This window comes from Leptotrichia sp. oral taxon 847 (genome assembly GCF_001553645.1).
In the GTDB taxonomy this organism is placed as follows: Bacteria; Fusobacteriota; Fusobacteriia; order Fusobacteriales; family Leptotrichiaceae; genus Leptotrichia.
This window is the reverse complement of the sequence record NZ_CP014231.1, coordinates 544,966-564,729: the sequence shown is the minus strand read 5'-3', so window position 1 is coordinate 564,729 and position 19,764 is coordinate 544,966. Positions and strand designations below refer to the sequence as shown.

At 28.6% G+C, this 19,764-nt stretch carries 38 protein-coding genes; 17 read left to right on the top strand and 21 right to left on the bottom strand.

Translation table 11 applies throughout. The features are described 5' to 3' along the window. Window positions 1-88: 88 nt before the first annotated feature. The 10 genes from AXF11_RS02470 to AXF11_RS02425 all read right to left on the bottom strand — a co-directional run bounded on the left by AXF11_RS02470 (window position 89) and on the right by AXF11_RS02425 (window position 5,988). The gene (locus AXF11_RS02470) at window positions 89-1,936 is read right to left on the bottom strand and encodes an AAA family ATPase (protein ID WP_068154626.1); all 1,848 of its coding nucleotides are present in this window, start codon (window positions 1,934-1,936) and stop codon (window positions 89-91) included. 123 nt (window positions 1,937-2,059) lie between these two features. Beyond that, window positions 2,060-2,674, bottom strand: coding sequence for a Rha family transcriptional regulator (locus AXF11_RS02465; protein ID WP_068154623.1), 615 nt, complete (start codon window positions 2,672-2,674; stop codon window positions 2,060-2,062). Window positions 2,675-2,727: 53 nt separating this feature from the next. Continuing rightward, complete coding sequence (locus tag AXF11_RS02460; RefSeq protein ID WP_068154622.1) at window positions 2,728-3,198, bottom strand: hypothetical protein; 471 nt, start codon at window positions 3,196-3,198, stop codon at window positions 2,728-2,730. Then, a complete protein-coding gene (locus tag AXF11_RS02455; RefSeq protein ID WP_068154619.1) occupies window positions 3,198-3,422 on the bottom strand; it encodes a hypothetical protein in 225 nt (74 codons plus the stop codon). The genes AXF11_RS02460 and AXF11_RS02455 overlap by 1 nt, the downstream gene beginning before the upstream one ends. Further along, complete coding sequence (locus tag AXF11_RS02450) at window positions 3,422-3,772, bottom strand: RusA family crossover junction endodeoxyribonuclease (protein ID WP_068154617.1); 351 nt, start codon at window positions 3,770-3,772, stop codon at window positions 3,422-3,424. Before AXF11_RS02450 ends, AXF11_RS02455 begins: the two co-directional genes overlap by 1 nt. Further along, a complete protein-coding gene (locus AXF11_RS02445) occupies window positions 3,765-4,016 on the bottom strand; it encodes a hypothetical protein (RefSeq protein WP_068154615.1) in 252 nt (83 codons plus the stop codon). The genes AXF11_RS02450 and AXF11_RS02445 overlap by 8 nt, the downstream gene beginning before the upstream one ends. Then, the gene (locus tag AXF11_RS02440) at window positions 3,970-4,170 is read right to left on the bottom strand and encodes a hypothetical protein (protein WP_068154613.1); all 201 of its coding nucleotides are present in this window, start codon (window positions 4,168-4,170) and stop codon (window positions 3,970-3,972) included. Before AXF11_RS02440 ends, AXF11_RS02445 begins: the two co-directional genes overlap by 47 nt. A gap of 6 nt (window positions 4,171-4,176) precedes the next feature. After that, a complete protein-coding gene (locus tag AXF11_RS02435; protein ID WP_068154612.1) occupies window positions 4,177-4,806 on the bottom strand; it encodes a hypothetical protein in 630 nt (209 codons plus the stop codon). Then, on the bottom strand, window positions 4,799-5,662 hold the full coding sequence (locus AXF11_RS02430) for a helix-turn-helix domain-containing protein (RefSeq protein WP_068154611.1): 864 nt from the start codon (window positions 5,660-5,662) through the stop codon (window positions 4,799-4,801). The genes AXF11_RS02435 and AXF11_RS02430 overlap by 8 nt, the downstream gene beginning before the upstream one ends. A gap of 110 nt (window positions 5,663-5,772) precedes the next feature. Continuing rightward, window positions 5,773-5,988 carry a hypothetical protein gene (locus AXF11_RS02425; RefSeq protein ID WP_068154609.1) on the bottom strand — a complete coding sequence of 72 codons (216 nt, stop codon included), beginning with the start codon at window positions 5,986-5,988 and terminating at the stop codon, window positions 5,773-5,775. A gap of 90 nt (window positions 5,989-6,078) precedes the next feature. Between AXF11_RS02425 and AXF11_RS02420 the strand changes: the two genes are divergently transcribed. Next, window positions 6,079-6,402: a YjcQ family protein gene (locus tag AXF11_RS02420; RefSeq protein WP_068154607.1), complete on the top strand. Its 324-nt coding sequence runs from the start codon at window positions 6,079-6,081 to the stop codon at window positions 6,400-6,402. 1 nt (window position 6,403) lies between these two features. On the opposite strand, the gene AXF11_RS10545 is transcribed toward AXF11_RS02420, so the two are convergent. From AXF11_RS10545 to AXF11_RS02390, 8 genes are all read right to left on the bottom strand, one after another. Beyond that, a complete protein-coding gene (locus AXF11_RS10545) occupies window positions 6,404-6,580 on the bottom strand; it encodes a hypothetical protein (RefSeq protein ID WP_156440367.1) in 177 nt (58 codons plus the stop codon). Between the two features lie 96 nt (window positions 6,581-6,676). Continuing rightward, window positions 6,677-6,934 (bottom strand): hypothetical protein, encoded by a 258-nt coding sequence (locus AXF11_RS02415; protein WP_068154604.1) that lies wholly within the window; start codon window positions 6,932-6,934, stop codon window positions 6,677-6,679. A gap of 58 nt (window positions 6,935-6,992) precedes the next feature. Then, window positions 6,993-7,163 (bottom strand): hypothetical protein, encoded by a 171-nt coding sequence (locus AXF11_RS10540; protein ID WP_156440366.1) that lies wholly within the window; start codon window positions 7,161-7,163, stop codon window positions 6,993-6,995. A gap of 98 nt (window positions 7,164-7,261) precedes the next feature. Next, entirely contained in the window at window positions 7,262-7,732 is a 471-nt protein-coding gene (locus AXF11_RS02410) for an OB-fold protein (RefSeq protein ID WP_082729363.1), read from the bottom strand. Next, on the bottom strand, window positions 7,729-8,172 hold the full coding sequence (locus tag AXF11_RS02405; protein WP_068154601.1) for a hypothetical protein: 444 nt from the start codon (window positions 8,170-8,172) through the stop codon (window positions 7,729-7,731). The genes AXF11_RS02410 and AXF11_RS02405 overlap by 4 nt, the downstream gene beginning before the upstream one ends. Continuing rightward, entirely contained in the window at window positions 8,159-8,344 is a 186-nt protein-coding gene (locus AXF11_RS02400; protein ID WP_082729362.1) for an excalibur calcium-binding domain-containing protein, read from the bottom strand. Before AXF11_RS02400 ends, AXF11_RS02405 begins: the two co-directional genes overlap by 14 nt. Before the next feature lie 37 nt (window positions 8,345-8,381). After that, the gene (locus tag AXF11_RS02395; RefSeq protein ID WP_068154600.1) at window positions 8,382-8,813 is read right to left on the bottom strand and encodes an ImmA/IrrE family metallo-endopeptidase; all 432 of its coding nucleotides are present in this window, start codon (window positions 8,811-8,813) and stop codon (window positions 8,382-8,384) included. Between the two features lie 9 nt (window positions 8,814-8,822). Continuing rightward, window positions 8,823-9,242: a transcriptional regulator gene (locus tag AXF11_RS02390; RefSeq protein ID WP_068154598.1), complete on the bottom strand. Its 420-nt coding sequence runs from the start codon at window positions 9,240-9,242 to the stop codon at window positions 8,823-8,825. Between the two features lie 206 nt (window positions 9,243-9,448). Here AXF11_RS02390 and AXF11_RS02385 point away from each other — a divergent pair, with 206 nt between their 5' ends. From AXF11_RS02385 to AXF11_RS02310, 16 genes are all read left to right on the top strand, one after another. Beyond that, a complete protein-coding gene (locus tag AXF11_RS02385; protein ID WP_068154596.1) occupies window positions 9,449-9,772 on the top strand; it encodes a hypothetical protein in 324 nt (107 codons plus the stop codon). 8 nt (window positions 9,773-9,780) lie between these two features. Further along, window positions 9,781-10,047 carry a hypothetical protein gene (locus AXF11_RS02380; protein WP_068154593.1) on the top strand — a complete coding sequence of 89 codons (267 nt, stop codon included), beginning with the start codon at window positions 9,781-9,783 and terminating at the stop codon, window positions 10,045-10,047. A 191-nt stretch (window positions 10,048-10,238) separates the two neighbouring features. Further along, window positions 10,239-10,628 carry a hypothetical protein gene (locus tag AXF11_RS02375; RefSeq protein ID WP_068154591.1) on the top strand — a complete coding sequence of 130 codons (390 nt, stop codon included), beginning with the start codon at window positions 10,239-10,241 and terminating at the stop codon, window positions 10,626-10,628. 82 nt (window positions 10,629-10,710) lie between these two features. Next, window positions 10,711-11,508 (top strand): DNA-methyltransferase, encoded by a 798-nt coding sequence (locus tag AXF11_RS02370; protein ID WP_068154589.1) that lies wholly within the window; start codon window positions 10,711-10,713, stop codon window positions 11,506-11,508. 9 nt (window positions 11,509-11,517) lie between these two features. Then, window positions 11,518-11,889, top strand: coding sequence for a hypothetical protein (locus tag AXF11_RS02365; RefSeq protein ID WP_068154587.1), 372 nt, complete (start codon window positions 11,518-11,520; stop codon window positions 11,887-11,889). Then, window positions 11,886-12,584, top strand: a complete 699-nt coding sequence (locus AXF11_RS02360) for a Rha family transcriptional regulator (RefSeq protein ID WP_068154585.1) — start codon at window positions 11,886-11,888, stop codon at window positions 12,582-12,584. Before AXF11_RS02365 ends, AXF11_RS02360 begins: the two co-directional genes overlap by 4 nt. An 8-nt stretch (window positions 12,585-12,592) precedes the next feature. Next, entirely contained in the window at window positions 12,593-12,790 is a 198-nt protein-coding gene (locus tag AXF11_RS02355; RefSeq protein ID WP_068154582.1) for a hypothetical protein, read from the top strand. Between the two features lie 9 nt (window positions 12,791-12,799). After that, window positions 12,800-13,537 (top strand): hypothetical protein, encoded by a 738-nt coding sequence (locus AXF11_RS02350; protein ID WP_068154580.1) that lies wholly within the window; start codon window positions 12,800-12,802, stop codon window positions 13,535-13,537. Further along, a complete protein-coding gene (locus AXF11_RS02345; RefSeq protein WP_068154578.1) occupies window positions 13,538-13,804 on the top strand; it encodes a hypothetical protein in 267 nt (88 codons plus the stop codon). 4 nt (window positions 13,805-13,808) lie between these two features. Then, window positions 13,809-14,396, top strand: a complete 588-nt coding sequence (locus AXF11_RS02340; RefSeq protein WP_068154575.1) for an ERF family protein — start codon at window positions 13,809-13,811, stop codon at window positions 14,394-14,396. Between the two features lies 1 nt (window position 14,397). Beyond that, the gene (locus AXF11_RS02335; protein WP_068154574.1) at window positions 14,398-14,742 is read left to right on the top strand and encodes a single-stranded DNA-binding protein; all 345 of its coding nucleotides are present in this window, start codon (window positions 14,398-14,400) and stop codon (window positions 14,740-14,742) included. Window positions 14,743-14,781: 39 nt separating this feature from the next. Then, window positions 14,782-15,288 (top strand): siphovirus Gp157 family protein, encoded by a 507-nt coding sequence (locus AXF11_RS02330; RefSeq protein WP_068154572.1) that lies wholly within the window; start codon window positions 14,782-14,784, stop codon window positions 15,286-15,288. A gap of 39 nt (window positions 15,289-15,327) precedes the next feature. Beyond that, window positions 15,328-15,702 (top strand): YopX family protein, encoded by a 375-nt coding sequence (locus tag AXF11_RS02325; protein ID WP_068154570.1) that lies wholly within the window; start codon window positions 15,328-15,330, stop codon window positions 15,700-15,702. After that, a complete protein-coding gene (locus AXF11_RS02320) occupies window positions 15,699-15,899 on the top strand; it encodes a hypothetical protein (RefSeq protein ID WP_068154568.1) in 201 nt (66 codons plus the stop codon). Before AXF11_RS02325 ends, AXF11_RS02320 begins: the two co-directional genes overlap by 4 nt. After that, the gene (locus AXF11_RS02315; protein WP_068154566.1) at window positions 15,896-16,111 is read left to right on the top strand and encodes a hypothetical protein; all 216 of its coding nucleotides are present in this window, start codon (window positions 15,896-15,898) and stop codon (window positions 16,109-16,111) included. Before AXF11_RS02320 ends, AXF11_RS02315 begins: the two co-directional genes overlap by 4 nt. Window positions 16,112-16,115: 4 nt before the next feature. Next, entirely contained in the window at window positions 16,116-17,144 is a 1,029-nt protein-coding gene (locus tag AXF11_RS02310) for a tyrosine-type recombinase/integrase (RefSeq protein WP_197416839.1), read from the top strand. 207 nt (window positions 17,145-17,351) lie between these two features. Here AXF11_RS02310 and AXF11_RS02305 read toward each other — a convergent pair whose 3' ends face one another. The 3 genes from AXF11_RS02305 to rplM form a co-directional block, all read right to left on the bottom strand. Next, window positions 17,352-18,563, bottom strand: a complete 1,212-nt coding sequence (locus AXF11_RS02305; RefSeq protein WP_068153993.1) for an IS256 family transposase — start codon at window positions 18,561-18,563, stop codon at window positions 17,352-17,354. Between the two features lie 76 nt (window positions 18,564-18,639). Then, complete coding sequence (gene rpsI / locus AXF11_RS02300; RefSeq protein ID WP_068154564.1) at window positions 18,640-19,038, bottom strand: 30S ribosomal protein S9; 399 nt, start codon at window positions 19,036-19,038, stop codon at window positions 18,640-18,642. Between the two features lie 13 nt (window positions 19,039-19,051). Further along, window positions 19,052-19,486 carry a 50S ribosomal protein L13 gene (rplM, locus tag AXF11_RS02295; RefSeq protein ID WP_068154562.1) on the bottom strand — a complete coding sequence of 145 codons (435 nt, stop codon included), beginning with the start codon at window positions 19,484-19,486 and terminating at the stop codon, window positions 19,052-19,054. Window positions 19,487-19,764 lie beyond the last annotated feature (278 nt).

Below are 19,764 nucleotides of genomic sequence, written 5' to 3'. Positions count from 1 at the left end.
TTCTTATTATATAAATTTTACTATTTTTATATTTTATTTGCTGTTTGCATAAAAAAATCACAGCTAAATTAATAACTGTGACTTCAATTTACTTCAATTTTGATTTTATTTGATTTATAAGAATATGGATATCCTCTCCTTTTCTATTTAAATCTTTTAATTCTTTATAAAATATTTCTTTTTCTTCGGATGTTGCATAGTAATAAAACTCTATTAATCCTGTCTTTATTCCATTTGGATATTTTTCTAAAATTTCTTTTATTTTGGGACTGTAATAACTCTCTAATACAATATCTTTTTTTTCTTTATCCCTTGATTTATGCAATATCCATTTCTTGCTTTCTCTTTCACCATATTCATTTTTATATTTTTCAAAAAATTTTCTTCCTTCATCATCATTATCAAAAATTACAGTATAATTATCTGTTATTCCACTAAATAAACCTATTAAAATACTAAGATTTGTAACTCCTACACCAGGAATAATCTTTATATTGGTATCCAGCAATTCAATTTCTTTTAGCATCTCTAGAAATATTTTATCTGTCATCCCTTCTGTTATTATAATTTTTTCATTAAAATGTAATAATGGAAAATTATCTATTTTTAAAGCATTTATTATCGGTGTCATTTCTCCTAAATTTTTATTGTCTTCAATTTTAGTGATTCTTTCTAATATCACTTTTTCATTTTTTCTTTTTGCTATATGAACTTGATTTATTTTTATTACTTTTGGATTAACCATATTTTCTAAATGTGTTGTATAGAATATTTTGTTTTCTAACGATAATTCTTTCAATATTTTTACTAATTCTGACTGAAAAGTTGTATGTAAATATACTCCTGGCTCATCCAATAAAATTATACTCCCATAATTTTCATCACTTATATGTTTCCAATTATATTTCATTTTAATGAAAAAATTGAAAAACCACTGAAATCCTTTAGAACGCATATTTACTGGAAATACCACTGTTCTTGGTCTTCCGTTTTCTCTTTTTTCTCTCAAATCATTTATTAAAAATTGAAATTCTTTATCTCCGTATTTTAAATCAATTTCTATAGTTTTAAATTCTTCTTTTATTCTGTTTTCGTGCATTTTATCCCATAAATTGGCTAGATTTTCATTAAGTTCATATTTTATATCTTCCAGCATTGTCCCTTTATCTGATAAAGTGCTATTCAAAAAGTCATTTACATTCATTTTATTTCTAGAAAATATTTCCTTGATGTACAAATACCAATCATCGTTTTCTTTGATTCTATTTGGAATCGCATCTTTAAAATCATCAATATATACTATATGAGGTAAATATTTTAAAATTGATTCTCCTATTAATTGTTCTATTTCTTCTTTTGGTATATAAAATAAGAGCTCTTCGATTGAATAACCATTTACTGATATTGTTTCATTAAACTCCTTGATTTTTAATTGTGAAATTAAATATCTATTATTGTACATACCATTTTGAGTAATTGAAAATTCTCTTGCGATTTTTAAATTATTTTCTTTTATATTAAAAAATACATTTTCCATAAAATTCAATAATTTATCTCGAATAAAATTTAAATATTGATGCTTTTTAAATTCACTATTATCTTTGTATCGGCTGTTAGAAATAAAATAATCTTCTTTTTGCGTAATTATATATCCTATTGCGTTCTCTATCAAATCGTTTTTATTTATATTTTCTATTTCGGCTTCGATAATAGGATTTTGTTTATTTTCGAATTTATTTTTTATATAGTCATAATTTATAAACTCGCCACTATATTGCTTGTCATTAAAGCAATCAAATGCAAATATTGCTTGTAAGATAGAGCTCTTTCCCGTTTCATTTAAACCTATTATTGGAACCAAATTTTGATTATCCAATTCTATTGTTAGATCTTTAATCGCCTTATAATTTCTTATTCTAAATTTCTTATATTTCATTAATTACCTCCTGTTTCTGATAATATTTATTATACCTAAAAATCTAAAAATTTCAAAATTATTTATCACAGTTATTATTCAGTTGTCATTGTCCTTTTATTAATTTAATCAATCTCTTCCATATCAGTTCCTCAATTCCGCTTTTTCTATCCAGTTCTGTACATATGCCAATGCCTCGGTTAAGTCTTTTCTCTTAATATCACGATAACTTGCAACTCCAAACCTGTCCTTTAAATCTCTGTAAATTGCTGGAAACATTAAATTTCTGTCAGCATCTATCACATCTAGTCTTTGATAAACTCTTGTTGCTATTGTTTTCTGCAATTTTCTTTGTTCCGTATGGTCTATTCTTATCTCATTGTCAACTTTGTTTTCTACAACGTCAATTCTATGTTTAACACTCTTCATTTCATTTGCCTGCAATATGATCATATCTTCTATTGTCATTGGTTTTTGAAGTTGTTCAATCTTTTCAATAAGTCTAAATCTTGTTTCAGCATTATATCTTGCCCCAAGTTGCAGCACTCCTTTGTAATTCAAAAGAAACATCGGTTGACTTCTGTTAAAATTATCTATATAGGTGGTTGGCTGAAAAATTAGCCGACCTCTTTCCTCTCCTAATTTACTGATTTCATCTCTAATATCAGCTAAAATATTTTTATGTTCTTTTCCTACTATTTGTGCTACTTCCAAACTTGTCAATGTGTTTCTGCTTTCTATGTTCATTAATTCATTCATTAATATTCCTCCTAATTTTTTTTATGCACTTTAACTTGTGTATACATAAGTTATTAAAAAAAATTTTCCAGATTTGGTCTAAAATAATTTTTACCTTTCAATATTTTTCCATCTTCCCTGAAAATTGCTTTCCCATTTTCCAGTTTTGACATATTGCTTCTGTGGACTTCCTCGAATGCTCTTACAAAAATATCATTAAATTCATTTTTAAAGACTTTTTCAAAAATAAATTCGCTTTTATCATCACATCCAAAATAAATCATATTTGTAACAGCCTTAACATCGCCTTTACATTTTTCTAACAATGTCCCTATTAAGATATAACACATGTCGCATACTGCATCCAGCATTTCAACCTTGTTATTATTTTTTTCTGCCACCTCATATTCTTTTAATTCTTCTTCAAATAATTTTTCTCTTAACTTCATTCTCTCGTCAGTCATTTCTTTTTCCAAAAATTCCTGCTGCCCAAATGCAATATAAAATTCTTTTACTGATCCAACCAATTTGTTCCATTGTTCCATTATTCTTCCAGTTCCCTTCTTATTTTTTCCAAGTTAATTATATTTGTTATCACTATTTCTTCGTTTTCAAAACCAAAATTCGTTTTTATGCCTTCAATAAACATTTCGAGAACTTCGCTTTCCGAATAGTCCCCTTTTTTAATAAAAACCGTGCAATTTCCAGAATTTGTATCACCAAATCTATCTCCATATTTAAATGATACAAGATATAATATTTTATCCATTATTTAATTCCCTCCACTTCAATTTCTACTTTATTAAATCCACAGCCAACTAATTTTTTAACATTTAGTTCTTCAATCTGCGAATCATCTTCATAAATAATTTTAGTCATTGAATCCAAAATCGCCTTATTGTAGTTATCTATATCCCTTTTTCTCTTATCTTTGAAATAAAGCCTTATGCGGACTTTCAAACTGTTAGCCAAAGGTTTATACCTAAATTGCTTTTTAAGTTCGCCACAAGCTAAATTTTCAAAGATTTTGCCCCTTTTGGACTTGTATCTTCCACTCGGTTTATTTATCCATAAAGAATTTACAGATGGCGGCATTGTGGATAATTCCAGCTTAATCACTGTAAATCACCTCATGTACTTTCAAAATTTTTAAAGGCTCTTCTATTCTCCAGGGGCATTTAATATCAGCAATTAAAGTTGTGCCCTTGCCGAACTTGTAATACCCTTCCTGCACATCGTTCCAGAATCTGTCATCTGCAATCTCTGTGTTTCCATACAAGTCCTCATTGTGATACAATTTCCAACCTTTTTTATTTTCAAAATCTATCACTATTACTTTCGCTTTTACATTTTCTTTTAGCATTTATTCCTCCATGTCTCATTTTTTTTAATTCATTTCTCAAATGCTCAACAAAAAAATCAATTTCAAAATTCGTTATATTTACAACTTTTTCTTCGACTTTTTTCGCCGTTTCAGAACTGATTTGCTTCATCAATTTCAATCGTTCTTTTGTCATTTCTATTTATCCTCCTATCAGCATTTTTTCTCTAAGTTCACTAAAATCAACTGCTCTAACTTCATTTTGTGGCTTATATTCTAGTTTAACAAATTTAAGATTTTTAGTATTTTTTACACCAACACTTGCATAAGTAACGAGCTTTGGTTGTGTTTGCCCAATAATTTTGTATGTACCTGTGTAATAATTTTTTGTTTTGTATGGATTTTCTAAAAAATCCTTGTAAATTCCGTCAAACTGAAAATTTAAAAAATTATCAAATTCGACTTTGTCCATTGTGCAAATTCTATGCCACCCAAGAAAATCGATTACAGCGTGAAGACCTTTGTCCTCAAAAGCCACCATTCCTGAACTGCCGACTTTTCTAACCCCTTCAATCAACATTTTTTTAGCTAAAATCACTTGATGTTCGATGTTAGTATTTTTTTTAGCAACTTCCAAAATCTCTGCCGGTTGCGGTATAAATCCGCTTTTTCTGGTTTTTAAGATTTTAACAACTGCTTCTGCAAATTCTTTTTTAGTCAACTCATTTGCAATTGTCAAAAAATAAATAGTTGCGACACTTTCCTTGTCTTTTGTGTTTGGGTAAGCTGCTAAAAGCAGTTTAAATACTTCGTTAAATTCTTGATTATTCATTTCCCGTCAATCCTCCTAATAAATTTGCAATGCTTTCGTTAGTTACTCCAACAAAGTCTTTTTCTTGATAATTTTTAGATTTTTTTTCTTTTTCAGAATTATTAATACCTGCTTTATCGTCATAATTTCCTTCGAGCACTTTCAAAAAATTTGATTTGTTAGTAAACCAGTCGAATGATATTTGCCACCCTGTTTTATTGTTTCCTTGCAAGAAATTAGATGTACGGATTTTTCCCATAGCCTGTAACATTTCTTCCAGCGAATACTCTTTTAGCAAATTGTTAATAGCTCTCTTTCGCTTGTCAGTTATTTTTAATTGTTTACCTGATAAATCAAATTCGTAAGCAATTTTTATCCATTGGTTTTTTATTTTTTCACACGATTGTGAAAATTCATTTTTCACATGTATATTATTATTATTTAATAATAAACTTGTATTATTAATACTTGTATTATTATCCTCAATCTTTTCGTTGATAGGGGTATCAATTTTTTCGTTGATACCCTCTAAATCTTTTGATTGATAGGTATCAATTTTTTCATTGATAGGAGTATCAATCTTTTTGTTTGTAGGGGTAGTAATGTATAATCTTCTTTCCTGTATGTTTTTAGTTCCTTTTTCATAAATAATTACTGATTTTAAATAACCTCTTTTTACAAGATTGTTTATCCAGTTTCCTACTGTATTTTTATGAACATCATATAGTTCGGCAAAATACGAATTTTTGGCGTAACAATATCCTTCTTTGCTTGTAAGTGATGAAATTTCAGTAAATAATATTTTTTCCATTGGTTTTAATTCTTTATCATATCTTACATTCGCTGGTAATATTCCATAATAATTAGGTTTTTCCATCTTTTTCCTCTCCCTACATCTTGTGTTTTTATTAAATTTATGTTATAATTAACACAAGATATAGTATTTTATAAATTTTTGTTAGCACTCTTCGGAGTGCTTTTTTTGCTTTATTCTTTTAATCTTTTAAACTCATTTTTTATCATTTTTTCTATTATATAAAACTCATCTTCAGTTACTCTTTCATCTTCAATTATCTTCAAAACTTTTAGACTTATATCATATATTCTTTTTATATTTTTTTCTGGTTCAATATATAATCGTTGCACCCTCGGATTCGACGGTTTGGAAGTTGTTGGCTTAGGATTTGTACCTCTTGTTTGCATTTCTAACCTCCTTATTTCATTTTTACCCCCTTTTGAGTTATAATATTATCACCAAATAAATTAAATCCACAAGAAAGGAGGTGTTGTTTAATGTCTTTAGACAAAACTATTTTTAGAATATTAAAAGCTATCGATGTTGCTTATGAAAATAATAATTTTAATCTTGAAGAAACTCTAAACTTAGAAAAATTAGGAATTTCTGAAAGAAGACTAATTTTAATGCTGGAGCAACTTAAAGAAAAAAATTATATAACAGGTATTTCAACAGTAAATTCAGTAACTGGTTATATACATATCAGTATCAATAATCCCAGATTGACTTTAGACGGTATGGACTTTCTAGAAAATAACACCGCTATGAAAAAAGCCTACAAAATGCTTAAAGAAGCCAAAGAATGGGTTCCTGGTATGTAATTTAAAATTTCCTAAAATAATGTTTCAATTCAATTCCCAGTGTTTCGGTTATTAATTCAACATCTATTTCCGTTATTTCTGGGAATTTTTTCTCTATAATTTCTCTAAATTCTTTTGTAAGTTTCCTTACTTTGTCAATTCTGTCATTATAATCATAAGAATTTATTTTCTCGTTCATCTCGTGCCTCCTAACTTTATTTTTGAATTTTCTTGCTTTCTTTTTTTCTTATCAGATTTATTATCCGAAGGATTGTTTGACTTAACAAAAGTATTTTTATTTTATTTGTTCAAAAAGAGTTTCAACAAAACTTTCAAAAAGAAGTCCAAGTAAAGTATAAAATATTAAAAAAGGTAGTATTTTATATATTGCCTTTTTTATTATGCTTTCGTATTTAAAATATATTGCAGCAACTGTTATATATCCAATGCCTATTAATATATTTTGAACATTCGCTCCCTTTTTTATCACTTTAAATGCCTGATAAGCACATAACACGAATATAAAATTGTATTTGTCTATTCCATATTTCATTCCACACCTCCTCTCTCAATATTTTTCTTGCATTATTGCAATGAAAATTGTAAAAAAATTAAGAACTTGCAATTATTTCTTCAACTTTTTTAATTATATCTTTATTATTGTTTTTTATAGCCAATCTTAGTCCCCAGTCTGAATATCCAAGTTTGCTGTATATATCTTTCCAAAAAACTTTTTTTTCTACCATTTTCATTCTAATTTCTGTATACTTATCTACTTTCATATTTTTATCACCTCTTTTTTATTTTATCACATTTCTTGCAATAACGCAAGAAAAATAAAAAAATAAAAAGAAGCATTTTAAGCTTCTTTATAAATTTATTATTTTTTACTTGTAGCTTTAGATATTTCATCAATATCAACTGAATATCCCATAACTTCTCCAACGTCTTTAACTTTACCTTTTACAGTTATTTTATCGCCTTTAGAAAGTTCAGCAATCGCTTTTTTTTGATCATCATTTTTTACAAATGCCTGAACTCCTGTAAGTGTAAGGTCATCACCTGAAGGTTCGATCGTTACATAGTCTCCTTGTGCGTCAATATTACCTAAAACTCCTGTAATTTCATAATCTTTACCCTTATGAGCTTGAGCAGCTTTTAAAGCATTTCCTTCCAAGTCACTAACTAATTGTTTAGCCGTTATTTTTTCATACGTAACCGCCTTTTTCTCAGTACTTGCATTATTTGTGCCAGAATTTGAATCTGATTTTGAATCATTACCCCCAACACTTCCAACTGCTAAAATTACAAACAAAGCACATCCAATCAATAAACCTATTTTCTTTTTCATATTTTTTCTTCCTCCTCAAATTTTTTTATAAAATACATTGCGATTAAATACAATGCAAACATATATATAACATCATATATATCAAATGTTCCAGTTACAAACCAAAGTTGTAATATTTCTGTTATTATACTTCCAGCAAATATTGATGAAAGTATAATTCTATTTTTAAAATAAATACTTAAAAACATTGTAAATGAATATACCCACAAAGCGTCAGGTAAAGAAAATAAGACACTTTTGGGAATATATATTCTGTATTTATAAAAATTATCTCTCAAAAAATTTATTATAAAATTCAATTTCAAAAATTTAAACCATTTAAACATTAACAAATTTTTTTCTCGAAATAATATATAAATTATTGAACCAGCGAATATTGATAAAAATATATGAATAATTTTTTTACCATTTCCTGTTTTTAAAAATTTATTTGCTTTCACAAGCTATTCCATCTTTATCTCTGTCTAATTTAGGTCTGTATCCTGGTTGCCCTCTCTTGATATTTTTGTACCCTTTCGCTTTTGCTTCTTTACAGTTTTTAAAGTACAATGTTTCTGTAAATGTGTTAGCACTAACAAATGCTAATGTTAAAATTACAAATAATTTTTTCATTTTGATTCCTCCATCTCTTTATTTTTCAAAACCAAAATTAACCCTCTATATTTTTATACCTTTTCATTTCTTCCAATACTTGCAATCCCAAATCGCAACTCCTAGCAGTTTCATAACTAACTTCTTCTTGATACTTCATTAATTCTACAGCAAACTCATTTGCTTCGCTTTCCAACTCTGGATTATAATTAAAAAAATTAATTTTCATAAGAAGTTTGTTTTTTGAACTGTGATAAATCGCATGTCCTAATTCGTGGCATAGTACAACTAACTGCGAATATTCATCCAGTTTTTCATTTATAATAATGTATTTTCTTTTTAATATTCGTCTAAAGAAACCTTTTATACCTTCGTAATAAAAGTATCTTATTTCGATGTTTAGTTTTTCACACAATACATATGGATTACTAGTATTATATTTCTCTACCAAATTTTTTACTCTAAGTTTCATATTTTTACATTTTCTCATATAAAACCTCTATTTTCTTTTGTTTTTCATTTTTGCATCGAAAAAAAGTTCTTGTAAACTATCATGTAATCTTTTCTTATCCTCATCGCTTATACTGTTATCATTAAAAAAATATGCTGCTCCTTTTTCAATTTCGCTAAACTGATTACGTTCTCTTTTATTCAATTTAATAAATCTTGTGTCTTCGTTTTCATTCAATAATCCTGCCAACTTATACATTTCAATAACATCGAGTCCAAGTATTTCGGAAATACCTTTTAAGACTTCTGCTTTTATGCTTTCCGTTATGCCATTTTCATAACGTGATAATGAAGATTCTGCATAATTAATTCCCTTTAATTTTAACAGTTCAGATATTTTTTCTCTAGCTATATTTTTTTGTATTCTTGTGTCTTTTATAAGTTTTCTTAATTTTTCTTTATCTTCCATATCTGACACTCCTAACCAATATTTTATAATATATTATACCTCAAAAAATTGCATAGTTGCAACTTTTTCCAAAAAAATATCTTGCAATGCTGCAAGTTTTGTGCTATAATATTTATGTGAATGATGGAAAAGCTAATAAATAGCTAAATTTTTTTAAAATATATCTTGCATTACCGCAAGAAAAATTTAAAAAAGGAGTGATAAAAATGATAGAACTAAAAGAAATAAAAGATATTGTCTCTGACGAAATACAAAGACAGATTTCAAACGGTACTCTCGTTAAAAATTACGATGAAGGAATAATAGAATTTACTGATGAACAGCTTGAACAAACTCTTGAAGAATTTGCAGAGAACGGATGGGATTCAGAAGAAATAGAAGTTGTAAAAGAGGCTTTTGAAAATTACAATTTTGAAGAGGAAGAGGAAATCAGCATATCTTATAAAGACTGCAATGGTGGAATTGATTGGTATGATACAGGGGAAACGAGAATAAATTATTTTGAAATGAAAAGAATTGAAGGGAGATGACGATAGAAATGAAAAACACAAAGAAATTGACTAAATTAGAAAAATATGCCGAGATAGATCAGGTTGAACTTTCTGAAGAAGTTCAAAGTTTAGTGTACGAAAGAGTAGAAGAAGACTATTCTTTCAGTATTCCCTCTGTAAAATATCAGGGATATTTTTATAAAGACGGGGAAGAACTTGAGGATGAAAGTGTAACTTCCGAAAGCCTTGTAGCTTTGGTTACATATATTACAGAAAAAGGCTTTCCGATAACAAAAATCAACAAAGTTAGATAAAGGAGGAATTTAAAATGAAATATGAAGTGTTGGAAATGGTGAATAAGAACAGTAGCAAAGTGAGAAAAGAAAACAGCAAAAAGTTAGTGAACAGAATAAAAAAATTATTCAAGAAGTAATTAATGTTTTACCAAGCTCATTAGCGTTAGTTAGTGAGTTTGGATAAGATATTAAAATTTAGGAGGGAAAAAATGGCTGTAACAATTAAAGAAAGAAAATTTGAAAAAGAAACGTTAAAAAGAATTTACAAAGAAATTAACGACGAAAAAAGAAATTATCCGTATTTGTTCAATATAGGAGAAACACACTACTCAACTTGGATCTGGAACAACAAAATTAAAGAAAGTATGACAAAAGAGGAATTTACAAAATTTTTAAAAGGTTTCAAAGGAAGGCAAGATTCGGGAATTTCAAAATGGTATTTTTTAACTGATAAAAGAGCAAGAATATTTAACAAATTGCTAAAAAGATACTCAGATGAAATTGACGGATGTGTGGCTACATTTTACGAACCGTTTTTGGATATTTACTTTAGCGATGATGATTTTATAATAGATACCCACATAAAAAGAAAAAAATAATTAAACTGTTGAGTTTTTATCAAATCAATTAAACAATTAAGCAAGTCTAGAATTGCTGGTTTGAGATAAAAATAGGAGGAATATGGACGAAAAAAAAGAATATGTTAAAAAAATAAAATGTGAACTATATAATGATAATTTTCAAAACTATAAAAAATATCACATACCTAAAAAGGCACAGCTTGTAATAGCAGATATTCCATATAATTTAGGAAATAATGCTTTTGCAAGCAGTCCAGAGTGGTATGTTGACGGAGATAACAAAAAAGGCGAAAGCAAAAAGGCAAACTCAAGTTTTTTCAAAACTGATGTGAACTTTAACCTTGCCGAATATATGCACTTTTGCTCAAAACTTCTGATAAAGGAACCAAAGGAAAAAGGAAAAGCACCAGCAATGATAATATTCTGTGCATTCCAACAAATCAGCACGTTAGTAAAGTATGCTAAAAAGCACGGATTTAACAACTATTATCCGTTAGTATTTATAAAGCATAGCAGTTCGCAGGTGTTAAAGGCTAATATGAAAATAGTTGGAGCAACAGAATATGCACTAGTATTTTACAGAAATAAATTACCAAAATTCAATAATAATGGCAAAATGATAAAAAACTGGTTTGAATGGAAACCTGATCCGAAATCAATATACCCAAAAGTACATCCGACACAAAAGCCAGTGAATCTGTTAAAAACACTAATTAAAATATTTACGGATATTAATGATACAGTAATTGATCCAGTCGCAGGAAGCGGCAGCACATTAAGAGCGGCAAAAGAACTAAAAAGAAACAGTTATGGATTTGAAGTGGAAAAGGAATTTTATAAAAAAGCGACTACAGAAATGTTAAAAGAGGAAAAAGTGAAACAATTAAATTTATTTTAGGAGGAACTTATGAAAACAGAAGAACAAATTAGAGAAATGGAAGAAATACTGCACAGAGAAGTTGATTTGTTAATGAGACAAGGAAAAACTTTTAAAGATCCTGAATCGCAAAATTTGCATGGCGTGCTAGGCATTATACGTATTATTTTAGATGATGAATTAAGCCTTATTTATTCAGAAGACTATAAAAATCTTTACTGGTTTATTAATCTTCACAAAAACAGATTTGTTATTTCTTCAACTGTGGATAAAGACAGAACATCAGATAAAGAGCGAAAAGAAGAAGGAAATTATTTTAAAACTAAGGCGGAAGCATTTTTTGTATTAATGAAGCTAAGAACTGATTTGATAGAAAATAAAGGAAAACAGGAGGAAAAATGAAAGAATTACAATTATTAGAAACAAAAGGAACAATGACATCATTGGAAATTGCAGAAATTACAGGTAAGGAGCATAATAAAGTCTTAAGGGATATAAGAGATGAAACAAACAAGATTGGAACTGAAAGAGCTGAAGCCATTTTTGGCTTGAGTGAATATAAAGATACAACGGGCAGAATATTACCTATGTATGTTTTGAATATACAAGGAATATTACAGTTGGGAGCAAGATATAGTGCTGATGTTAGATACAAATTAATTGAAAAAGTAACAAAAAAGGAAACTGTTGAAAATAAAGAAAATACATTTAAAAATGATTTAATCAACATTGAAAAAGATAAAATCAGACTAGAAAAGAGCAGAATTTTAAAAGAATTGTCTCAAAGCATTACAAATGATAAATACAAACAAACTTTACAAATTTATAGTGCGAATGTTCTTTATGATGAACCCATTTTAGCATTGCCTGAAGTAAATAAGAAATCATATAGTGCAAACGAATTATCACAATTAATAATGAATGAGCATGGCATAAAAATTTCAGGTAATAGAATTGGAAGGCTAACGAATGAGCATAATCTTAAAACTGATGAATATGGTTATTGGGCTTTAGACAAATCAAGACATAGCAACAAGCAGGTGGAAAGTTTTAGATATTACGATAATGTAATTAACGAAATCAAAAAATATATTTAGGAGGAAAAATGAAAAAGAGAATATTTAAAAATACTTTAAAACTAATTTTAACAGCTATTTTAACTATTATAGCATACAGATATGCGGCAACTGAGAGAGGATATTACTTAGGAATAATTGGCGGTGGAGAAACTTTTATTCCAGCGCTGTGCGGAATCCTGTTTTGGCTTTTGCCTTCAATGGTTAAAGAAATGTTGAGAAAGTAGGAGAAAATTATGAGTAGTTTGAGAAAAATCAAGAAGTTTCAAAAAAAGGAAAAATCAAAACTTGCAAAAGAAGTTTTAAAAGACTCCGCAAAGGAGGTACAGTTAATGGCAATTTATTCATTAGCAAAGCTATGTGGATATTACAAAGCATATTTTCACTTGAATATTGATTTTGATAAGATGAAAAAAGGTGAAGGAAAAGTTGAAAAGATGACAGAGAAAAATACACTGTGGTTTGATTTTCACCTAGAAGAAATCATACTAAGGGCATGTAGGAGTTTAAAAAGAATTTTAGATGAGATTTTAGGTTCGGATAAAGAAAAATTGTTTATTAAAATATTTGATGACGATGAAATTGTGAAAAGATTTGAAGAAAAACATATGATGGAATCAGCAAAATTAGGGATAAAATATGGTGGTTTTATTAATCGAGCTTATCCAGAGACAGAGATGGAAACATTAAATTTTTTAGATTTATATGGAATTTTTAATATTTTTCGAGAAAATGCGGAAAAAATAGGATTCCCGAATCTAACAAGCAGATATGTTAAAACTTTTATAACTAAAACAAAGAATAAATTCAACGAAATGCTAGAGGTCTTAACAGAAGGTGGGGAAGTTAATCACGAAGAAGAAGCTTTAAGTTTGCTAGAATTTGAAGAAGCTGGAATAGAAATTAAATGGGTAGGATATAGCAGAAAAGAAGCTTTAAGAATAAAGAAAAAATATGAAAGGATTAGTGGATAAATGAAAAAAGAAATTAAGGAAAAAGTTATGAAAATAATGGATTTAGCTCTCGAGATTAATTCGAGAGAGAAAAATACAATTTTTGTTGAGTATTTTGGTCACACGAACGAAATTTGTGCTAAAGTTTACGAAAAAGGTTGGGAATACTGGAGAGAAAATGGAGAAGGAAGAAAAAAATTAAATGAAAGTTATTTATATTTGGACAAAGACGATTGTGTTGAAAAATTAGATAATTTAATAGAAAAATTGAAAGAAATGAAAGGATAAAGATATGAATATTTACGAAAAAATACAACAAGCAAGAATTGAATTGCAAGAGATGAACTTAAAAAAAAGTGGATTTAATAAATTTGCTAATTTTAAATATTATGATTTAAAAGATTTTTTACCAGAAGTAAACACTATCTTTAACAAATTAAAACTTTTTTCAAAATTTGATTTGTTAGAAGAAAAGGCAACTTTGACTATAATTAATGCTGAAAAAATAGACGAACTTGTGATTTTTGAATCACCTAAAGCGGAAATAACATTGAAAGGACAAAATGCTTTGCAAATGATAGGCTCGACACACACATACTTAAAAAGATATTGCTATTTAAATGCTTTAGAAATCATTGAAGATGATGAAATAAATGCAACAATTAACAAAGATAAGAAACAACATACAAAAAAAGCCGCTACTGCTGAGGAAAAAAGAAAAAATATGGAAGATTACATAGCAAAACATACTCAAAAATATCAGCAGTTGATAGATAATTTTTTGGAAATAAATAAAGCCGAATCAATAAAAGATTTAACTGATGAGGAAGTGAGCAACTTAGCACGTGGAATATTAAAAAGAGAAAAAGGAGAAAAATAAAATGAACAATGCAATTTTGATGGGTCGGATGACGAAAGACCCTGAATTGAATTACACTTCGGGAGGTAAAGCATTTATAAGATTTAACATAGCAGTAAACAGAATCGGAGAAGGAGCTGATTTTATAAACTGCGTTGCTTGGGAGAAAACAGCTGAAACAATAGCTGAGTATTTCAAAAAAGGTCAAAGAATTTTAGTTCAAGGAAGTATTAGAACAGGAAGTTATGAAAAAAATGGTCAAACTATTTACACAACTGATATTTTAGTAAGCCGATTTGAATTCGTTGAAAGTAACAAGCAAAGTGAAAAGGAATATGATGATGACGACGAATTTCCTTTCAGCTAAAAAATAGGGGGTTAAAAAATAAAAACAGGAGAAAAAGATATGAGTAATTTAAGTTTAATAAAATATGAATTAAAAGAAATAAATAATATTGCAAATTTTTTAGATAGCGAAAATAATGAATTAGACGAAAAAACAATAAACGACACAAAAGAAAGCATAGAATTGCTTTTAGAAGAAAAATCGGAGCAGTTAGAGCTGATATTAAAAGAACTTGAAGCAAAAGAAGAAAAGTGCAAAGAAATTGCTGATTTTTATTCTAAAAAAGCAAAATATGCAAACGAAAAGAAAAAAATGTTCAAGGAATTAATCTTAGAAGCAATGCAAAAACTCAATGCTAAGAAAATAGAAACTGCAACAGGAACATTTACAATTAGAAATAACACACCGTCTTTAATAATTGATGACGAGAATTTAATACCGCAAAAGTTTACAACTTTTGTGCAAACTAAAAAAATTGAGAAAAATGAGATAAAAAAAGAAATTAAAAACGGTGTGGAAATACCAGGAGTGCATTTAGAAACAACTCAAAGTTTATTAGTAAAATAATAAAAGTGGGGGAATGTTTGAGAGAAACGGGAGGATAAAATGAGTAGAGAAATAAAATTTAGAGCTTGGGATAAAGAAAACGAAAAAATGATGAAAGTTTCATCGTTAAGTTTAGAAAACAAAGAAATAGCAGTTAGAGAAAATGGAACATACCATTTTTTCAGAATGCAAAATTTGGAATTAATGCAATATACAGGATTAAAAGACAAAAACGACAAAGAAATTTATGAGGGGGATGTTGTGGTGCTTAACAATATCAAAATTGATAATATGTGTATTGTTAGATACGAACATAACAGCTACAGATTAGAAGGTTGGAGTCTGAGGGAGGATTTATCAAATGTGGAAGCTAAATTTTTAGAAGTTGTTGGGAATATTTACGAAAGCAAAAACCTTTTGGAGGAAAACAATTGATAAAATATGCTGAAATACACAAAATCAAAATTGAAAATGAAATAAGATATATAGCAAAAGTTTATATTGGTAGAGAAGAAATAGAAGATGAAAGTTTTAGCAGTTCAACATTTGAAGAAACTGCTAAACATATTTTGAAAGATTGTGTTATATCGAATTACTTTGATATGACAGAATGGAGGGATAATAAAAAATGAAATTACTATTAAGTGTAGAAGAAGCTTGTTCATTTCTTCAGATGAATGAGAGAACTTTAAAAAGTGGATTAATTAGTGGAACTTTGGACATAGGAAGTGCAATAGTTACAAAAGTTATAAATAATAAACCTAGATATAAGTACCACATTCCTACAAAAAGAGCTGAAAGATACATGGGAATAAGTTATGAAGACTTTTTAAAAATGAGGTAGTAGTATGAAAATGAGAAATCCAAATGGTTACGGATCCGTAATTAGATTAAAAGGCAAAAGAAGAAAACCTTTTGCTGTAAGAGTTACAACTCATTGGGACAAGAATGGTAAACAGCGATATAAGTATATAGGTTATTATAAAACTCAAAAAGAAGCTAACCAGCAATTATTTTATTATAATGAAAATCCACATAATATAGATGCTCAGAATATCACATTTGCAGAAGTATACGAAAAATGGAAAATAGAAAAATTTGAAATGGTCGGGCATTCATCGCAATTAGGATATATTGCTGCATTTAAAGCTTGTGAAAGTTTATATCAGATGCGATTTGTTGACTTGAAATCGTCGAATTTACAAGAAATTGTAAGTAAACCTGAAATCAAACATGGATCTAAGCGAAAAATCAAAGTGTTGTTTAATCAACTATACGCCTACGCCATGAAGAATGATATTGTCTCCAAAGATTATAGTAAATACATCAATATCGGAAAAAATACAGAAGAAAGTGCAAGAAAGCCTTTTACAAATAAAGAAATCGAAAGATTGTGGGATTTGCTAGACGAAAACGAATGGATTGATACTATTCTGATTCTAATTTACACAGGATTTAGAATTGGAGAGTTATTGGAAATTAAAAATAGAGATATTGATTTAGAAAATCGAATTATTAAAGGTGGGCTGAAAACAGAAGCTGGTAAAGATAGATTGGTTCCTATCCATTCTAAAATACTGGAACTTATTAAAAATAGAATGAATACCAAGAACGAATATTTCATTGTAAATTTCAAAGGGGATAAAATGAAATATGACAATTATTACAGAGAGAAATTTAAGCCTATCATGGAAGAACTTGGAATGGAACATAAGCCACACGATACTAGACATACATTTGCAACATTACTTAGTAATGCAGACGCAAACAAAACATCAGTTAAAAAATTAATAGGACACAACAGTTACACAACAACTGAAAAATTTTATACTCATAAGGACATTGAAGAGCTGAGAAAAGCAGTGGAAAAGATATAGTATTTTGTATATTGCTTGTATATTGTGTGTATATTGTAGGTATACATTTCTGTACTTTTCCATACTTTTTCCAAAATAAAAACCCCTGAAAACTAGTGTTTTCAAGGGTATATAAAATAATAAAATTATCTTTTGAGAGTGTCCAGAATTTTGTGTAAACTCAAAATATAATATATGGTACAGGATGGTATTTTTATCATCCTGTTTTTAAATCCTTCCTTCAAAATAAATACTTAACTGAGAATATATTTCTCCCCAGCCCGGTATTCTTCCAGTCCATTTCCTTGTTGCTTCCTTTAAACTTAAATATACTGACTTCATCAATGCTTCATCTGTCGGATAAAGTGATTTTGTCTTCGTATACTTTCTTAATTGTCTGTTTAAGCTTTCTATCGGGTTTGTCGTATATATCAGCTTTCTTATCTTTGTATCATATTTAAAGTATGTTGTCAACTCATTCCAGTTACTTCTCCAGGAATTAATTACTGCCATATACTTTTTACCCCATTTTTCTTCTAGTTCATCCAGTTTAAACTCTGCCTGTTCCAGTGTTGGTGCATTGTACATTTCTTTTAAGTCTGATGTAAATTCCCTTACATCTTTGTAAGATATGTATCTTATGCTGTTTCTAATTTGATGAACCACACATTTTTGAATTTCTGTCTTAGGGAACACCGAAGATATTGCTTCGCTGAACCCTTTTAAATTATCAACAGACATAATTAGTATATCCTGAACTCCTCTGTTTTTTAATTCATTTAAAACATTTAGCCAGTACTTGCTTGATTCATTTTCTCCTATCCAAAATCCTAAGACCTCCTTTCGCCCTTCCTTATCTATTCCTATAGCTAAATATACCGCCTTTTTAACAACAACTCCATCTTTTCTTACGCTGTAATGGATAGCATCCATAAAAACTATTGGGTATACATCCTCAAGCTGTCTAGACTGCCATTCCCTAATTTCAGGTATAATTTTATCTGTAATTTTACTGATCATAGATGGCGAAACATCAATTCCATAAAGATTATTGAGATGGTCCTCGATATCTCTATTGCTCATTCCTTTAGCATAAAGAGAAAGAATCTGTCCTTCAATGCCAGTAATTTCTCTTTGATATTTAGGGATGATTTGAGGCTCAAACTCAGCATTTCTATCTCTAGGAATATCTAAATCAAGATTGCCATACTCACTTCTAACAGTTTTCTTGGAATGTCCATTTCTAGCATTAGAAGTAGTCTTATCTTTCATAGAATGTTTAGCATACCCCAGTTCATGCTCAATTTCAGCTTCAAGCATGGTTTGGATAGTACCCGAAAGCAAATCCTTAAGCATATCCTTAATATCATTAGTATCTTTAATATTGTAATCCTCAATCAGTGTTTTAAAAATTTCGTTGTCAATTTTCTTTTTAGTCATAACAAAAACCTCCAAATATTATACAGTTATTTTACCATATATTATCTAGAGGTTTACACAAAAATTTTTACACACCCTATCTTTTTGAAAATTGTGGACTTCGTCTTGCTTTCTTTTTCCCGTATTTTTTTCTTTCAACCATTCTTGAATCTCTTGTTAAGAATCCAGCTTCTTTTAGCGCACCTCTTAATTCAGCGTCTGCTAGAAGTAATGCTCTTGAAACACCGTGTCTTATAGCTCCCGCTTGTCCAGTATTTCCTCCACCGTTTACGTTAACTTTTACTCCGTATTTGTTTAAAGTTTCTGTTAATTCTAAAGGTTGTTCTACGATTTTAGCCAAGATTTCTCTTCCACCAAAATATTCTCTCATATCTTTTCCATTAATTGTAACTCCTGTTTCTCCAGGGATTAATCTTACTCTTGCTACTGATGTTTTTCTTCTTCCTGTTCCTAAATATTGAATTTTATTTGCCACGAATTTTTACCTCCTATAAATCTATTCTTTCTGGTTTTTGTGCTGAATGTGCATGTTCATTTCCTACAAATACTTTAAGTCTACCAATCATCTGACTTCCTAATTTATTTTTTGGTAACATTCTTTCAACGGCTTTTCTTATTACTTCAGTAGGCTGTTTTTGTAACATTTCTTGCAAATTTCTCACTTTTAATCCACCTGGATAACCACTGTGTCTGTAATATTTTTTATCTAATAATTTTTTTCCTGTAACTGCAACTTTTTCAGCATTTATTACAACAACAAAATCTCCTCCGTCAACGTGTGGTGTGTAACTTGGTTTATGTTTACCCATAAGTCTTACTGCAATTTCTGTAGCAACTTTACCAAGTATTTTTCCTTCAGCGTCTATTTCATACCAATTTCTTGTAACTTCTTCTTTTTTTTGCATTGTAGTGTACTTACTCACTATTTCATCCTCCTAGTTTTTTCTATTTAATTTTATTCGGATAACGGTCCTTTGTGGGAAAGGCTCATATTTAGTTATAATTATACATCATTTTCCCCCCTTTTGTCAATAATTAATAATTAAAATTTTTTAATATCTGTAAATTATAATTAAATTTTTAATTAAGTGGCAATTTATTTGTCTACTTTTATAATTTTATATTTTTAGTTTAGTATTTTTTAAGTAGAAGTATTATCGTGAATTGAGTTGAACAAGAGACGAAAGAGAATATTTATGGA

Coding starts and splice junctions, on each gene's coding strand:
- AXF11_RS02470 (WP_068154626.1), bottom strand. CDS start 1,936: ATGAAATATAAGAAATTTAGAATAAGAAATTATAAGGCGATTAAAGAT.
- AXF11_RS02465 (WP_068154623.1), bottom strand. CDS start 2,674: ATGAATGAATTAATGAACATAGAAAGCAGAAACACATTGACAAGTTTG.
- AXF11_RS02460 (WP_068154622.1), bottom strand. CDS start 3,198: ATGGAACAATGGAACAAATTGGTTGGATCAGTAAAAGAATTTTATATT.
- AXF11_RS02455 (WP_068154619.1), bottom strand. CDS start 3,422: ATGGATAAAATATTATATCTTGTATCATTTAAATATGGAGATAGATTT.
- AXF11_RS02445 (WP_068154615.1), bottom strand. CDS start 4,016: ATGCTAAAAGAAAATGTAAAAGCGAAAGTAATAGTGATAGATTTTGAA.
- AXF11_RS02440 (WP_068154613.1), bottom strand. CDS start 4,170: ATGACAAAAGAACGATTGAAATTGATGAAGCAAATCAGTTCTGAAACG.
- AXF11_RS02435 (WP_068154612.1), bottom strand. CDS start 4,806: ATGAATAATCAAGAATTTAACGAAGTATTTAAACTGCTTTTAGCAGCT.
- AXF11_RS02430 (WP_068154611.1), bottom strand. CDS start 5,662: ATGGAAAAACCTAATTATTATGGAATATTACCAGCGAATGTAAGATAT.
- AXF11_RS02425 (WP_068154609.1), bottom strand. CDS start 5,988: ATGCAAACAAGAGGTACAAATCCTAAGCCAACAACTTCCAAACCGTCG.
- AXF11_RS02420 (WP_068154607.1), top strand. CDS start 6,079: ATGTCTTTAGACAAAACTATTTTTAGAATATTAAAAGCTATCGATGTT.
- AXF11_RS10545 (WP_156440367.1), bottom strand. CDS start 6,580: ATGAACGAGAAAATAAATTCTTATGATTATAATGACAGAATTGACAAA.
- AXF11_RS02415 (WP_068154604.1), bottom strand. CDS start 6,934: ATGAAATATGGAATAGACAAATACAATTTTATATTCGTGTTATGTGCT.
- AXF11_RS10540 (WP_156440366.1), bottom strand. CDS start 7,163: ATGAAAGTAGATAAGTATACAGAAATTAGAATGAAAATGGTAGAAAAA.
- AXF11_RS02410 (WP_082729363.1), bottom strand. CDS start 7,732: ATGAAAAAGAAAATAGGTTTATTGATTGGATGTGCTTTGTTTGTAATT.
- AXF11_RS02400 (WP_082729362.1), bottom strand. CDS start 8,344: ATGAAAAAATTATTTGTAATTTTAACATTAGCATTTGTTAGTGCTAAC.
- AXF11_RS02395 (WP_068154600.1), bottom strand. CDS start 8,813: ATGAGAAAATGTAAAAATATGAAACTTAGAGTAAAAAATTTGGTAGAG.
- AXF11_RS02390 (WP_068154598.1), bottom strand. CDS start 9,242: ATGGAAGATAAAGAAAAATTAAGAAAACTTATAAAAGACACAAGAATA.
- AXF11_RS02385 (WP_068154596.1), top strand. CDS start 9,449: ATGATAGAACTAAAAGAAATAAAAGATATTGTCTCTGACGAAATACAA.
- AXF11_RS02380 (WP_068154593.1), top strand. CDS start 9,781: ATGAAAAACACAAAGAAATTGACTAAATTAGAAAAATATGCCGAGATA.
- AXF11_RS02375 (WP_068154591.1), top strand. CDS start 10,239: ATGGCTGTAACAATTAAAGAAAGAAAATTTGAAAAAGAAACGTTAAAA.
- AXF11_RS02370 (WP_068154589.1), top strand. CDS start 10,711: ATGGACGAAAAAAAAGAATATGTTAAAAAAATAAAATGTGAACTATAT.
- AXF11_RS02365 (WP_068154587.1), top strand. CDS start 11,518: ATGAAAACAGAAGAACAAATTAGAGAAATGGAAGAAATACTGCACAGA.
- AXF11_RS02360 (WP_068154585.1), top strand. CDS start 11,886: ATGAAAGAATTACAATTATTAGAAACAAAAGGAACAATGACATCATTG.
- AXF11_RS02355 (WP_068154582.1), top strand. CDS start 12,593: ATGAAAAAGAGAATATTTAAAAATACTTTAAAACTAATTTTAACAGCT.
- AXF11_RS02350 (WP_068154580.1), top strand. CDS start 12,800: ATGAGTAGTTTGAGAAAAATCAAGAAGTTTCAAAAAAAGGAAAAATCA.
- AXF11_RS02345 (WP_068154578.1), top strand. CDS start 13,538: ATGAAAAAAGAAATTAAGGAAAAAGTTATGAAAATAATGGATTTAGCT.
- AXF11_RS02340 (WP_068154575.1), top strand. CDS start 13,809: ATGAATATTTACGAAAAAATACAACAAGCAAGAATTGAATTGCAAGAG.
- AXF11_RS02335 (WP_068154574.1), top strand. CDS start 14,398: ATGAACAATGCAATTTTGATGGGTCGGATGACGAAAGACCCTGAATTG.
- AXF11_RS02330 (WP_068154572.1), top strand. CDS start 14,782: ATGAGTAATTTAAGTTTAATAAAATATGAATTAAAAGAAATAAATAAT.
- AXF11_RS02325 (WP_068154570.1), top strand. CDS start 15,328: ATGAGTAGAGAAATAAAATTTAGAGCTTGGGATAAAGAAAACGAAAAA.
- AXF11_RS02315 (WP_068154566.1), top strand. CDS start 15,896: ATGAAATTACTATTAAGTGTAGAAGAAGCTTGTTCATTTCTTCAGATG.
- AXF11_RS02310 (WP_197416839.1), top strand. CDS start 16,116: ATGAAAATGAGAAATCCAAATGGTTACGGATCCGTAATTAGATTAAAA.
- AXF11_RS02305 (WP_068153993.1), bottom strand. CDS start 18,563: ATGACTAAAAAGAAAATTGACAACGAAATTTTTAAAACACTGATTGAG.